General features: G+C 72.3%; 12 protein-coding genes. 8 read left to right on the top strand and 4 right to left on the bottom strand.

The window, feature by feature from the left end; translation table 11 throughout:
* Positions 1 to 74: 74 nt before the first annotated feature.
* Both ISP_RS17365 and ISP_RS17360 read right to left on the bottom strand, forming a co-directional pair.
* Positions 75 to 581 (bottom strand): DUF6630 family protein, encoded by a 507-nt coding sequence (locus ISP_RS17365; RefSeq protein ID WP_013225074.1) that lies wholly within the window; start codon positions 579 to 581, stop codon positions 75 to 77.
* A 113-nt stretch (positions 582 to 694) separates the two neighbouring features.
* A complete protein-coding gene (locus ISP_RS17360) occupies positions 695 to 1,273 on the bottom strand; it encodes a helix-turn-helix domain-containing protein (RefSeq protein WP_013225073.1) in 579 nt (192 codons plus the stop codon).
* A 67-nt stretch (positions 1,274 to 1,340) separates the two neighbouring features.
* Between ISP_RS17360 and ISP_RS17355 the strand changes: the two genes are divergently transcribed.
* The 3 genes from ISP_RS17355 to ISP_RS17345 all read left to right on the top strand — a co-directional run bounded on the left by ISP_RS17355 (position 1,341) and on the right by ISP_RS17345 (position 3,139).
* Entirely contained in the window at positions 1,341 to 1,958 is a 618-nt protein-coding gene (locus ISP_RS17355; protein WP_013225072.1) for an SAM-dependent methyltransferase, read from the top strand.
* A gap of 11 nt (positions 1,959 to 1,969) precedes the next feature.
* The gene (locus ISP_RS17350) at positions 1,970 to 2,452 is read left to right on the top strand and encodes a DinB family protein (RefSeq protein WP_013225071.1); all 483 of its coding nucleotides are present in this window, start codon (positions 1,970 to 1,972) and stop codon (positions 2,450 to 2,452) included.
* A gap of 192 nt (positions 2,453 to 2,644) precedes the next feature.
* Complete coding sequence (locus tag ISP_RS17345; RefSeq protein WP_013225070.1) at positions 2,645 to 3,139, top strand: hypothetical protein; 495 nt, start codon at positions 2,645 to 2,647, stop codon at positions 3,137 to 3,139.
* A gap of 134 nt (positions 3,140 to 3,273) precedes the next feature.
* On the opposite strand, the gene ISP_RS17340 is transcribed toward ISP_RS17345, so the two are convergent.
* Complete coding sequence (locus tag ISP_RS17340) at positions 3,274 to 3,627, bottom strand: STAS domain-containing protein (RefSeq protein WP_013225069.1); 354 nt, start codon at positions 3,625 to 3,627, stop codon at positions 3,274 to 3,276.
* A 253-nt stretch (positions 3,628 to 3,880) separates the two neighbouring features.
* Here ISP_RS17340 and ISP_RS17335 point away from each other — a divergent pair, with 253 nt between their 5' ends.
* The 4 genes from ISP_RS17335 to nrfD all read left to right on the top strand — a co-directional run bounded on the left by ISP_RS17335 (position 3,881) and on the right by nrfD (position 10,870).
* The gene (locus ISP_RS17335) at positions 3,881 to 5,389 is read left to right on the top strand and encodes an MFS transporter (RefSeq protein WP_013225068.1); all 1,509 of its coding nucleotides are present in this window, start codon (positions 3,881 to 3,883) and stop codon (positions 5,387 to 5,389) included.
* A gap of 152 nt (positions 5,390 to 5,541) precedes the next feature.
* Positions 5,542 to 8,823 (top strand): formate dehydrogenase, encoded by a 3,282-nt coding sequence (gene fdh, locus ISP_RS17330; protein WP_013225067.1) that lies wholly within the window; start codon positions 5,542 to 5,544, stop codon positions 8,821 to 8,823.
* The gene (locus ISP_RS17325) at positions 8,820 to 9,860 is read left to right on the top strand and encodes a 4Fe-4S dicluster domain-containing protein (protein WP_013225066.1); all 1,041 of its coding nucleotides are present in this window, start codon (positions 8,820 to 8,822) and stop codon (positions 9,858 to 9,860) included. The genes fdh and ISP_RS17325 overlap by 4 nt, the downstream gene beginning before the upstream one ends.
* Positions 9,857 to 10,870: an NrfD/PsrC family molybdoenzyme membrane anchor subunit gene (gene nrfD, locus ISP_RS17320; protein WP_013225065.1), complete on the top strand. Its 1,014-nt coding sequence runs from the start codon at positions 9,857 to 9,859 to the stop codon at positions 10,868 to 10,870. Before ISP_RS17325 ends, nrfD begins: the two co-directional genes overlap by 4 nt.
* A 37-nt stretch (positions 10,871 to 10,907) precedes the next feature.
* Here nrfD and ISP_RS17315 read toward each other — a convergent pair whose 3' ends face one another.
* Positions 10,908 to 11,327 carry an STAS domain-containing protein gene (locus ISP_RS17315; RefSeq protein WP_013225064.1) on the bottom strand — a complete coding sequence of 140 codons (420 nt, stop codon included), beginning with the start codon at positions 11,325 to 11,327 and terminating at the stop codon, positions 10,908 to 10,910.
* 311 nt (positions 11,328 to 11,638) lie between these two features.
* Here ISP_RS17315 and ISP_RS17310 point away from each other — a divergent pair, with 311 nt between their 5' ends.
* Positions 11,639 to 13,015 carry a serine/threonine-protein kinase gene (locus tag ISP_RS17310; protein WP_013225063.1) on the top strand — a complete coding sequence of 459 codons (1,377 nt, stop codon included), beginning with the start codon at positions 11,639 to 11,641 and terminating at the stop codon, positions 13,013 to 13,015.
* Positions 13,016 to 13,067: the final 52 nt, after the last annotated feature.

Raw genomic sequence — 13,067 nt, 5'->3', positions numbered from 1 at the left:
GTCTGGCGCAAGACCGCCGAGGAGATCATCGACTCGCTCGCACGATATTGCCAACGAATTTCAGGCGCAGGACACTAGCGGCCGAGCACCTCGGCGGTGAACCCGGCCGCCGCGGCGAAGGCGGTGAGCTCGTCGCCGCGGGCGGCGGGCAGGAGGACGAGCGGGTAGCAGTCGGACTCTATGTCGAGGACCGCCAGGGCCGTTCCCGTGCTGTGCAGCCGGTTTCCCGCGGCTTCGAGGAACTCGTAGGTGGGCAGCTCGATCCGGGCCAGTGCCGTCCAGAGCTCGTCGGCGGGCGGCGCGGACCGCAGGGCCCGCAGCAAGCCGCTGATTTCGCCGGCCGACTCCTTCCAGTCGACTTCGGCGAGCAGCCCGTGGTCGTCGAGGGCGTTCACCAGCGCGATCCACGCCAGCAAGGGGAAGGGTTCGTCGATCCCGCGCTCCTCGAGCCGCTCGGCGTGCGCCAGCACGAAAGCACCGGGATCGTCGAGGGCGGCCACGGCGTGCTCGGCCACCTGCGGGACGTCCGGCGCCAGCAGGGCGGCGACGGCGAGGAGCGCGTCACGGGCGGGTGCAGTCATCGATGTCCTCCGCGGGCCGGGTGTGCGACGGGACAGATGATGGCAGCAGCAAGCCACTCGCGCGGAGCAGCCCGTCCTTCCGGCCCGTGCGGCCTGGTCGTAGCCGGAATCGGTCAGTGCGCGCGGGCGCGGAGGTGCGCGCGTTCCCCGTGGCGGCCGAACAGGATGAGCACCTCGACCGCCTTTCCGTCGGCGCTGCCGAGCCAGTGCGGGATCGTGGTGTCGAACTCCGCCGCCTCGCCCGCGGGCAGCACCAGGTCGTGCTCACCGAGGACCAGCCGCAGGTTTCCGTGGAGCACGTACAGCCATTCGTGGCCTTCGTGGATCTGGTGGTGCGGAACCGGCGGCCGGTCCGCGCTGGGGATGATCATCTTGTACGCCTGCATGCCGCCGGGCCGCCGCGACAGCGGCACGAACGTCATGCCGTGGCGGTGGATCGGGGTGAGGTGGATGCGCGGGTCGCCGGTCCGGGGTGCGCCGACGAGGTCGTCGAGCGGGACGTCGTAGGCGCGGGCCAGCGGCAGCAGCAGTTCCAGGCCGGCGCGCCGCTGCCCGCTTTCCAGCCGCGACAACGTGCTCTCCGACACCCCGGTGGCGGCCGCGACGTCGGCGAGGGTCATCCCGCGGTGCCGGCGCAGCGCCCGCAGCCGGGGGCCGACCGCGTGCAGCACGTCCTCGAAGTCGTCACTCACCCGGCCCATCTTGCCGGAACCGCAAGAAACCGTGCCGGATCCGCCAGGGCCGGGTCAAGGTGGGCGCATGAGCACATCGACCACCGAAGCGTCCCGGTTCTGGGACGGCCACTACACGGCCCACCTTCCGGACGGCGAGCCGCGCGCCAACGTCCGGCTCGTCGAGGTCGTCTCCCCGCTGGCGCCCGGGCGGGCGCTCGACCTCGGGTCCGGCGCGGGCGGGGACGCGCTGTGGCTGGCCCGGCGCGGCTGGCACGTGACCGCCGCCGACATCTCCGCCGTCGCCCTCGCCCATCTCGGCCGCCGCGCCCGGGACCTCGGGCTCGCCGACCGGATCACCGGTGCCCGGCACGATCTGGCCGCGACCTTCCCGGCGGGCCCGTTCGACCTCGTTTCGGCGCACTACCTGCACACGTCCTTCCCGCTCCCCCGCGACCGGGTGCTGCGGCAGGCCGCGGAAGCGCTCTCCCCCGGCGGCCGGCTCCTGGTCGTCGAGCACGGGTCCGTCGCGCCGTGGTCGTGGAACCAGGACCCGGCGTCCTGCCCGCCGCTGGAAGCGCCGCCGCTCGATCCCGCGGTGTGGACCGTCGAGCGCGCCGACGCCCTCACCCGCCGCGCCACCGGACCCGGCGGGCAGGCCGCCGACGTCGTCGACCACCTCCTGCTGATCCACCGCACCCGATGAAAGGCCCGGCCATGCCCCGAACCCGGCGGCGGGACACCCCGCCCCCACGCACCGGACCGGCCGAAAAGGAGGTGCTGCGCGGTTTCCTCGACCACCTGCGGGCCGCGGTGGTGGCCAAGGCCCACGACGTGCCGGAGCCGCAGGTCCGGACGCCCGGCGTCCCGTCGGGCACGTCACTGCTGGGCCTGGTCCGGCACCTCGCGCACGTCGAACGCTTCACGTTCCTCGGCGAGGACACCGCGGACTGGCCCGGGACGTTCCGGCCGCGCCCGGACGAGACCGTCGACTCGGTCGTGGCCGGCTACCGCGCCGCGTGCGAGCGGGCGAACGCCGTCATCGACGCCTGCACCGACCTGACGCAGCCGGTGGCCCGGCCCGGCCGCGCCGCGCCGTCGATGCGCTGGGCGCTGGTTCACCTGATCGAGGAGACCGGCCGCCACGCCGGGCACGCCGACATCCTGCGCGAGCTGATCGACGGCAGCACCGGCCGCTGACCGAGGTCGGCGGGGTGGCCGGGCGCAGTTTCCGAATTCTGCGCATTTTCGGTTCCCGGCCCGGCAATCGCTTGTGAATCCACTGTGGAACGGCGACGGAAAGCGGAATTCCCGCGTGCGGACCGAAGTGGGAAAAGGGCCGGTGGTTCGTTCGCCCTGCGAGGCGCCCGGAAGAGTGCTATTTGATCCTTTATGAGTGAATCACCGAACTATCCGCAGTCGTCCGCTTCGACGGGCCCGGCGCCCGCACCGCCCCGGCCGGGCACGGTCGAAGGCGCCTTCTGGGCGTTCATCGTCGCGCCGGTGGTCGGGCTCATCGGGAGCCTGCTGATCTTCGGCAACCGGGACAAGATCGCCACCACCATGCGCGACTCGAACAGACAACGCGGCGGCAACCTCACCGACGCGCAGATCGACCAGACGGTGAACGTCACGATCATCACCGCGGTGGTGATCGCGGTGATCATCGCGGGCTTGTACCTGCTGTTCGCGTTCAAGCTGCGCGCCGGCCGCAACTGGGCGCGGATCGTGCTGACGGTGCTCGCCGCCCTGCAGCTGCTGTCGGTGCTGATCGGGCAGAGCACGATCGGCGGCTACCTCGCGGTGCTCGCGGCAGTGGTCGGCGTGGTGCTGTCGTTCACCGGCCCGTCGAACGCCTACTTCGCGGCGGCCAAGGTCCAGCGCTGAGGACCTTCGCGCGGCGGCCCGGGGCGGACCGCCGCGCGAATCGCCTTGTTTTCGGTGCTGCCCCGCTGCCCAGCAGGGGACCGGACGTGGGGCCCGCCCGGAACCCCGGCGGTCAGGCTGTCCGGTGTGGACAGTCAGCTGTTCCACATCCGGGCGGTCAGCCGGAGGAACTCGCGGCCGTCGCCGGCGCGCTGTGCCGTCCCGCGGTCGGGGTAGACGTCCAGTACCCGGTCCACCCCCGTCAGCCGCAGGGCGCGGCTCACCACCGCGTTGTCGCCCGTCACGATGCGGAGGCGGGCGTTCTGGGCGGCGGCGTGGTCGGTCATCGCGCTCAGCACGCGAACGCCCGCCGCGCCGAGGAAGTGCAGGCCGGCGAGGTCCAGCACGATCACCCGCGGTTCCGGGCTCCCGGCCAGCGCGGCGGCCACCGATCCCACGACGACGAGCACCGTTCCGGCGTCGAGCTCACCGGCCAAGGCCAGGAACACCGGCTCTCCATGCGAGCACGAAACCCGCAACCGCCCCGGCCGGGAACCGAAGGACGCCACCCGAAAACACCCCATCTTCGTCGAAAGCCGGCACGAACAGGCAATGCGGCCCCTGCACGACCCGCTCGCGCGCCAGACTAATAACCGTATCCGGTTGATCACAAGCCGTGACCGCGTGAGTCGACCCGATCGTGTTTCGCCAGGGCACGACGGGGGAAGTCACGCCAGGCGATCTGCTCACAAGGAGGTTGTCATGGCGGCAACACCCGATCCGGCGTCCACCGGGGTGCGCACCCTCATCCCGGCACGCATCGACCGGTTGCCCTGGTCCCCGTTCCACACCCGGATGGTGGTCGCCCTCGGGGTGGCCTGGATCCTCGACGGCCTGGAGATCACGGTGGCCAGCGCGGTCGCCGACACGCTCACCAAGCCCGAGACGCTGCACATGTCGTCGGCGGCCGTCGGGCTGCTGGCGACGATCTACCTGGCCGGCGAGGTGGTCGGGGCGCTGTTCTTCGGCAGCCTCTCCGACAAGCTCGGCCGCCGGAACCTCTTCATGCTGACCCTGGCCGTCTACCTCGTCGGCAGCGGCCTCACCGCGCTGACCCTGGGCAACGGCGCGGGCTGGGTGATCTTCCTCTACGCCACCCGGTTCGTGGCCGGCATGGGCATCGGCGGCGAGTACGCGGCGATCAACTCGGCGATCGACGAGCTGATCCCGGCCCGCTACCGGGGCCGGGTGGACATCGCGGTCAACGGGACGTACTGGGCCGGGGCGGTGCTGGGGACGGTCGGGACGTACATCCTGCTCAACCGGATGGACCTGTCACTGGGCTGGCGGCTGGGCTTCCTCATCGGGCCGGTGCTCGGGCTGGTGATCCTGCTGGTGCGGCGGCACCTGCCGGAGAGCCCGCGGTGGCAGATCATGCACGGCAAGGCGGACGCGGCCGAGGAGTCGATCGCCCAGATCGAGCAGGAGGTCGAGCACACCGGCCGCAGCCTGCCGCCGGTCGACGAGAAGAAGGCGATCGAGGTGACGCCCGCCGAGCGGATCGGGTACGTGGCCCTGGCCAGGGTGCTGTTCCGCGACTACCCGTCGAGGGCCGTGCTGGGCGCGTCGCTGATGATCAGCCAGTCGTTCCTGTACAACGCGATCTTCTTCACCTACACGCTGGTGCTCGGCAAGTTCTACGGGGTCTCGTCCGCGGCGACGCCGATCTACCTGATCGCGTTCGCGGTGGGCAACCTGGTCGGCCCGTTCACCATCGGCCACCTGTTCGACACCCTCGGCCGGCGCAAGATGATCTCCGGGACGTACGTGGTGTCGGGTGTCCTGCTGGCGGTGACGGCGGTGCTGTTCTACGCGGGCGCGCTCAACGCGATCACGCAGACGATCGCGTGGTGCGTGATCTTCTTCTTCGCCTCCGCCGGCGCGAGCGCGGGCTACCTGACGGTGAGCGAGATCTTCCCCCTGGAAGTCCGGGCGAAGGCGATCGCGGTGTTCTTCGCGATCGCGCAGTGCTTCGGCGCACTGGGCCCGGTGATCTACGGCGCCCTGATCGGCACGGGCGAGCACCCGGTCCGCCTGTTCATCGGCTACCTGCTGGGCGCGGCCGTGATGATCGCGGGCGGCTTGGTGGCCCGGTTCCTCGCGGTGGACGCGGAGGGCAAGTCCCTGGAGGACATCGCCCAGCCCCTCGCCGCCGCGGGCCGTCGCGGCCGCACGCGCGCCGAGGGCGCGTCGTCGCCGTTCTCGACCTGACGACAGGCGGCCGGCAACTGCCTTGAATGACTCATTCCTGACCTCCGACGCCAGGAATGAGTCATTCAAGACGCCGGACCAGACGCTCCGGTTTAAGCTCGACAAGCCCTGGGTAGTCGGCCCAGCGGAAGAGCCGAAGTCGGGAGGTGGGCGTGGGACCACGGCAGTGGCTCGAATCCTGGCCCGTCTACCGGCAGCTCACCGGCACCGACCCGCTCGGCCGGGGCAAGGCCGCCGAATCCCCACGCTCCGAAGCCTTGGCCCCGCGGACCGCGAGCGCCGACCGGGTGGCCAAGTCCGTCTGCCCCTACTGCGCCGTCGGTTGCGGGCAGCAGGTCTTCGTCTCCGGCGAGAAGGTCGTCCAGATCGAAGGCGACCCGCACAGCCCCATCTCCCGCGGCCGGCTCTGTCCCAAGGGCTCGGCGAGCAAGCAGCTGGTCACCGGCCCGCAGCGCGAGCAGAAGGTCCGCTACCGCGCGCCCTACGCCACCGAGTGGACCGAGCTGGACCTCGCCACCGCCATGGACATGGTCGCCGACCGCGTGCTCGACGCCCGCCGCAAGGGCTGGCAGGACACCGACTCCCGCGGGAAGCCGCTGCGGCGCACCATGGGCCTGGCCAGCCTCGGCGGCGCCACCCTGGACAACGAAGAGAACTACCTGATCAAGAAGCTCTTCACCGCGCTGGGCGCGATCCAGATCGAAAACCAGGCCCGCATTTGACACTCCGCCACCGTTCCCGGTCTGGGGACTTCCTTCGGTCGCGGTGGCGCGACGGACTACCAGCAGGACCTGCAGAACGCCGACTGCGTCGTCATCATGGGCTCGAACATGGCCGAGGCGCACCCGGTGGGGTTCCAGTGGGTGATGGAGGCGAAGGCCCGCGGGGCCGAGGTGTTCCACATCGATCCGCGCTTCACCCGGACGAGCGCGCTCGCCGACGCCCACGTCCCGCTGCGCGCCGGCACCGACATCGCGTTCCTCGGCGGGGTGATCAACCACATCCTGAGCAACGACCTCGACTTCCGCGAGTACGTGGTCGCCTACACCAACGCCTCCTTCCTGGTGTCCGAGGACTACCAGGACACCGAGGACCTCGACGGCCTCTTCAGCGGCTACGACGAAGCCAAGGCCGCCTACGACCCCTCGACCTGGCACTACGAGAGCATCCGGCCTGCCGAGGGCGGCGGGCACGGCAAGGAGACGTCGGCGTCCGACCAGCACGGCTCGGGCGGGCCGGTGCTCGAAGGCGGCAGCGAGGAGATCGCCGCCGATCCGACGCTGCAGCACCCCCGGTGCGTGTTCCAGATCCTCAAGCGCCACTTCGCCCGCTACACGCCGGAGATGGTCGAGGCCACCTGCGGGACGCCGAAGGAGCTCTTCCAGCGGGTCTGTGACGCCTGGACGCGCAACTCGGGCCGGGAGCGCACCGCCGCGCTCGTCTACAGCGTGGGCTGGACGCAGCACAGCGTCGGCGCCCAGTACATCCGGGCGGGCTCGATCATCCAGCTGCTGCTCGGCAACATCGGGCGGCCCGGCGGCGGGGTGTTCGCGCTGCGCGGGCACGCCAGCATCCAGGGCTCGACCGACATCCCGACGCTGTTCAACCTGCTGCCCGGCTACCTGCCGATGCCCACCCCCGACCAGGCCACGCTGGCCGGCTACCTCGACAGCGTCCGCGGCGACAAGCAGAAGGGCTTCTGGCGCAACGCCGACGCCTACACCGTGTCGCTGCTGAAGGAGTACTGGGGCGAGAAAGCCACGCCGGACAACGACTTCTGCTTCGGCTACCTGCCGAGGATCAACGGCGACCACGGCACCTACCGCACGGTCATGGACATGGTCGACGGCAAGGTCTCCGGCTACTTCCTGCTCGGGCAGAACCCCGCCGTCGGGTCCGCGCACGGCCGGCTGCAGCGGCTCGGCATGGCCAACCTCGACTGGCTGGTCGTCCGGGACCTGACGATGATCGAGAGCGCCACCTTCTGGAAGGACGCGCCGGAGATCGAGACCGGCGAGATCGTGCCGGAGCAGTGCCGCACCGAGGTGTTCTTCTTCCCCGCCGCCTCGCACGTCGAGAAGGAAGGGACGTTCACCCAGACCCAGCGCATGCTGCAGTGGCGCGAAAAGGCCGTCGAGCCGGCCGGGGACCAGCGCTCGGAGCTGTGGTTCTTCCACCACCTCGGCCGGCTCGTCCGGGAGCGGCTGGCGGGCTCGGAAGACGAGCGCGACCGGCCGGTGCTCGACCTCACCTGGGACTACGCAGTGCACGGCGACGAACCCTCCGCCGAGGACGTGCTGCGCCGGATCAACGGCCAGGACCTCACCACCGGCAAGGAACTCGGCGGCTACCTCGAGCTCAAGGCCGACGGCAGCACCTCCTGCGGCTGCTGGATCTACAGCGGTGTCTACGCCGACGGCGTCAACCAGGCCGCCCGCCGCAAGTCCCGCTTCGAGCAGGACTTCTACGCCCACGAGTGGGGCTGGGTGTGGCCGATGGACCGGCGGGTGCTCTACAACCGCGCGTCCGCCGACCCGCAGGGACGGCCGTGGAGCGAACGCAAGGCCCTGATCTGGTGGGACGCCGGCAAGGGCGAGTGGACCGGCCACGACGTGCCCGACTTCGAAAAGACCAAGCCGCCGGACCACGTCCCGCCGCCGGACGCCGTCGGCCCGGCTGCGCTGCGCGGCGACGACCCGTTCATCATGCAGTCGGACGGCAAAGCGTGGCTGTTCGCGCCGTCGGGGCTGGCCGACGGGCCGCTGCCGACGCACTACGAGCCGCACGAATCGCCGTTCCGGAACCCGTTCTACGCGCAGCAGGGCAATCCGACGCGGAAGGTCTACGGCCGCCGGGACAACCCGTCGCACCCGTCGCCGCCCGAAGCCGGGGGCGAGGTGTTCCCGTTCGTGTTCACCGCCGCGCGGCTGACCGAGCACCACACCGCGGGCGGGATGAGCCGGACCCTGCCGTACCTGTCGGAGCTGCAGCCGGACCTGTTCGTCGAGGTCTCCCCCGAGCTCGCGAAGCTGCGCGGGCTCGCGCACCTCGGCTGGGCACACGTCGTCACCGCGCGGGCGGCCGTCGAGGCGCGGGTGTTCGTCACCGACCGGATGGCGCCGCTGCGGGTGCAGGACCGGATCGTGCACCAGGTGTGGATGCCCTACCACTGGGGCGGCTCCGGGCTGGTGTCCCGCGACGTCGTCAACGATCTCTTCGGCGTGGTGCTGGACCCGAACGTCTTCATCCAGGAGAGCAAGGTCGCCACCTGCGACGTCCGCCCCGGCCGGCGGCCGCGAGGGGCCGAGCTGCTCGCGTTGCTCGCGGAGTACCGCGCGCGGGCGGGCATCACGCCGGAAACGGGTACCCGGGTCGCCACCGCGCACGGCACCGAGCACGTCGAACCCGGCCACGCCACGGAGGACCGACCATGAGCATCGAAAACCGGCTCTCCGGGCCGCTGCCGGACGTCGCCGGCGAGGCGGGGCACACCGGGCACCCGCCGCGCGTCGGGTTCTTCACCGACACGTCCGTGTGCATCGGCTGCAAGGCCTGCGAAGTCGCCTGCAAGGAGTGGAACGCCGTCCCCGAAGACGGGCTCGACCTGCTCGGGATGTCGTTCGACAACACCGGCGCGCTCGGCGCGAACTCGTGGCGGCACGTGGCCTTCATCGAGCAGCAGCGCCCGCTCGGCGGCCAGTCGCCCGGGCTCGAGGGGCTGCCGACCGGGCCGTCCGCGATCGACGTGACCACCGCCTTCGTCGCCGAGGAGCTGCGGGAGGCGCCGCGGGGTGGCGGCGGGCTGGGCACCACTCCCCTGCCGCGGGCGCCGGAAGACCTCGGCATGCCGTCGTTCGACCTACCCGGCGCGACGACCGGCGCCGAGGGCCGGACCGACTTCCGGTGGCTGATGGCGTCGGACGTGTGCAAGCACTGCACGCACGCCGGCTGCCTCGACGTCTGCCCGACCGGCGCGCTGTTCCGCACCGAATTCGGCACGGTCGTGGTGCAGCAGGACATCTGCAACGGCTGCGGCTACTGCGTTTCGGGCTGCCCGTACGGCGTCATCGACCGCCGCCCGGACGACGGACGGGCGCAGAAGTGCACGCTCTGCTACGACCGGCTCCACGACGGCCTCGAACCGGCGTGCGCCAAGGCCTGCCCGACCGACTCGATCCAGTTCGGCGAACTCGACGAGCTGCGGGAACGGGCGGCCCGCCGCGTCGAGGACCTGCACGAGCGCGGCGTGCCCGAGGCACGGCTCTACGGGCACGACCCGGATGACGGCGTCGGCGGCAACGGCGCGTTCTTCCTGCTCCTGGACGAACCCGAGGTCTACGGGCTCCCGCCGGATCCGGTGGTGCCGACCCGCGAGCTGCCCGCGATGTGGAAGTACGCCGGGATGGCGGCCTCGGCGCTGCTCGCCGCCGCGGTCGCGTCGTTCGGGTCGTTCGGAAGGAGGCGCCGGTGACCTCGCACGAACCGCGCAGCGACGCCGGGGCCGCCGACACCCGGGCCCGCGTGTTCGGCCGCCGCAAGCGCGGCGGCTCCGGGGAAGAGCTGATGGTGCCCCGCGCCGAGTTCCGGTCGTACTACGGGCGGCCGGTGCTCAAGCCGCCGGTCTGGGAGTGGAAGGTGCCGGCGTACCTGTTCACCGGCGGGCTCGCGGCGGGCACGTCGCTGCTGGCCGCCGGGGCCGACCTGACCGGGCGGCCGGCGCTGCGCCGGGTGGGCCGCACGGGTTCGCTGGCGGCGCTGCTCGCCAGCGTCTACCTGCTGGTGGCCGACCTCGGGCGGCCGGAACGGTTCCACCACATGCTGCGCGTCGCGAAGCCGACGTCGCCGATGAGCGTCGGCACCTGGATCCTGAGCGCGTTCGGCCCGGGGGTCGGCGTGGCCGCGGCCGCCGAGGTGCTGCCCGCCGGGCTGCGCCGCGCCCTGCCCGGCCGGCTCCTGCACGCGGTCGCCCGGCCCGCCGGGCTGGCCTCGGCGGTCATCGCGCCGGCCGTCGCGTCGTACACGGCGGTGCTGCTGTCGCAGACGGCGGTGCCGGCCTGGCACGAGGCCCACGCCCCGCTGCCGTTCGTGTTCACCGGCTCCGCGGCGGCGAGTTCGGGCGGCTTCGCGATGGCGCTGGTCCCGGTCGAGGAGGCCGGTCCGGCGCGGGCGCTGGCGGTCTTCGGCGCCGCGACCGAACTGGTGGCGTCGAAGGTGCTGGAGAGGCGGCTCGGCCTCACGGCGGAGGCGTACACGACGGGCAAGGCGCACCGGCTGCGGAAGTGGTCGGAGCGGCTGACCGCGGCGGGGCTGCTGGGCGCGGTGCTCGGGCACCGCAGCCGCGCGGTCTCGGTGACGGCCGGGGCGGCGCTGTTCGCCGGGAGCGCGTTGCAGCGCTTCGGGGTGTTCGAGGCCGGCGTCGAGTCCACAAAGGACCCGAAGTACGTCGTCGTGCCGCAGCGGCAGCGCGCGAACCGGCGATGACGGCCGCCGCGTAGCCGAACATCCGGCCGAGCGGCGGTCAGCCCCGCCCGTTCCCGCGCAACCGGGGCAGCACGGCCAGCCAGTCCAGCGCCGCCTCGACACTTTCGTGGATCGGCAACAGCCGCTCCAGCCCCAGCACCCGGATCGGGCGCCGCACCGCCCGGCCCGCCGCCGCGATCGCGAAGGGCACTCCGCTCACGTGCGCTTCCGACGCCGCCACCAGCAGCTCCGTGATCCCGCCCGCGCCGCAGAACGACACTTCCGGCAAATCCAGCACCAGCGCCCGCGGGGCGAGGTCGATCTCCTCGCCGAGCCGCGTCCGGAGCCGGCTCAGCACCGGCAGGTCGATTTCGCCGCGGATTGCGACGATCGTCGCCTCCGCGGTGGCCGTCACCGTCAGGGTCATCGCGGACGGGACGTCGACGCGGAACTGCGGAGCGGCGATCTGGTCGAGCACACGGGCCTCCTCGGAACGAGGGACGGCCGGGAGGCAGCCCCGCCTCCCGGCCCACCCACGGGACGAACGCGCAGGGGAGCTGGCGGGCGGCTGCCGGTTGAACCGCGATGCCCCACACGGTACGCCTGCACGGCGGCGGCTTCCGCGCCGACACCGAATTCGTCGAATTCGGACTCATCCGCGCGAATTCCCGGAATGCGCCGCCGCCGATGGCGGATAACGGTTCGGAGATCCCGTTGCTCCCGACGCACACCGGACGCCCGTCTTCTGCTAAAAAGTTCATCGTTTCACCGACCGACGCAGGGGTGCGGGTGGCTTTCGAGGAACAGCTCGTCAACGGGCGGTACCGGCTTCTGGGGCACCTCGGTCGCGGCGCGATGAGCCTGGTGTGGCGGGCCAAGGACGAGCGGCTGGACCGCGTCGTGGCCGTCAAGCAGTTCCTGCACGAGCCGGGTACCGGCGGCGACGTCTGCGAGCGCGCGATCCGGGAGGCGCGGCTGGCGTCCCGGCTGCGGCACCCGCACGCCGTCGCGGTGTACGACGTGTTCGAGGACGCCGGCTCGATGTACCTGGTCATGGAGTACGTGCCCGCCCGGTCGCTGACCGAGCTCCTCGTCGAACGCGGGCCGCTGCCCCGGTGCGACGTGCTGCGGCTCGGGCGGCAGATCGGCGCGGCACTGGCCGCCGCGCACGGCGACTGGATCCTGCACCGGGACGTCACGCCCAACAACGTGCTCGTCACCGACGACGGCACCGCCCGGATCACCGACTTCGGCGTGTCGCGCGCGCTCGGCGAGCACCCGGCGGCCGACGAAGGCGTCGTCGTCGGCACGCTCCCCTACCTGGCCCCGGAAGTCGCCCGGGGCGGGGAAGCGGGGCTGCCGTCCGACGTCTATTCGCTCGGCGCCACGCTCTACACCGCTTTGGAGGGCAGGCCGCCGTTCGGCACCAGCGACGACCCGATCACCCTGCTGCGGCGGATCACCGAGAACCAGCTCACCCCGCCGGTCCACGGCGGCCCGCTGACCGCGGTGCTGCTGCGGATGCTCGAACGCGATCCGGCCGCGCGCCCGTCCATGCAGGAGGCGGTGGACCTGCTGGCCGCCGTCGGCCGGCCGGCCCCGGTCCCGCGCCGGCGGTCCGGGCTCCGCCGCGCCACCGTGATCGGGGCGGCCGCGTGCCTGACGTCGGTGAGCGTGGTGGGCGGCCTCGCCCTCACCGACCGGCCCGCGACCACCACCGCGGCCCCCGTCGAGCACCTGCCGACGACGATCACCGCCGACCACACGGTCAGCAGCACCACCACGGCGCCCGCGCCGGTGCCGGCCCGCGCGTCCGAGGTGCCGTCGCGGCGCTCCACGCCGGCGGCCCCGCCCGCGGCCGCCGGGTGCACCGCGCGCTACGAGGTCACAAACGCCTGGCCGGGCGGCGCCCAGGCGCAGGTGACCGTGCACAACGACCGGCCGACGCGGCTCACCGGCTGGACGGTGACCTGGGTCCAGCCCGGCGGCGCCGGCATCCGGGACCTGTGGAACGGCACCCTGAGCCAGGCCGGTTCGTCGGTGACGGTCACCGACGCGGGCTGGAACGCCCTCGTCGAGCCGGACGGTTCGGCTTCGTTCGGGCTGAACCAGGACATCACCGACGGCCGCGCGGTCGTCCCGGCCCTCGACTGCCGGACGCAGTGAGACCGTTATCGTTCCGTCACAACCGGATCGCCGATTCTTCCGTAGCCGCCCG

Origin of the sequence: Amycolatopsis mediterranei (genome assembly GCF_026017845.1) — a bacterium.
Classification (GTDB): domain Bacteria; phylum Actinomycetota; class Actinomycetes; order Mycobacteriales; family Pseudonocardiaceae; genus Amycolatopsis; species Amycolatopsis mediterranei.
This window is presented reverse-complemented; position numbering and strand designations above follow the sequence as displayed.

What these genes read in the sequence shown, in the direction of transcription:
- ISP_RS17365 (WP_013225074.1), bottom strand. Translation starts at nt 581, where the DNA reads ATGACTGCACCCGCCCGTGACGCGCTCCTCGCCGTCGCCGCCCTGCTG.
- ISP_RS17355 (WP_013225072.1), top strand. Translation starts at nt 1,341, where the DNA reads ATGAGCACATCGACCACCGAAGCGTCCCGGTTCTGGGACGGCCACTAC.
- ISP_RS17350 (WP_013225071.1), top strand. Translation starts at nt 1,970, where the DNA reads ATGCCCCGAACCCGGCGGCGGGACACCCCGCCCCCACGCACCGGACCG.
- ISP_RS17345 (WP_013225070.1), top strand. Translation starts at nt 2,645, where the DNA reads ATGAGTGAATCACCGAACTATCCGCAGTCGTCCGCTTCGACGGGCCCG.
- ISP_RS17335 (WP_013225068.1), top strand. Translation starts at nt 3,881, where the DNA reads ATGGCGGCAACACCCGATCCGGCGTCCACCGGGGTGCGCACCCTCATC.
- ISP_RS17325 (WP_013225066.1), top strand. Translation starts at nt 8,820, where the DNA reads ATGAGCATCGAAAACCGGCTCTCCGGGCCGCTGCCGGACGTCGCCGGC.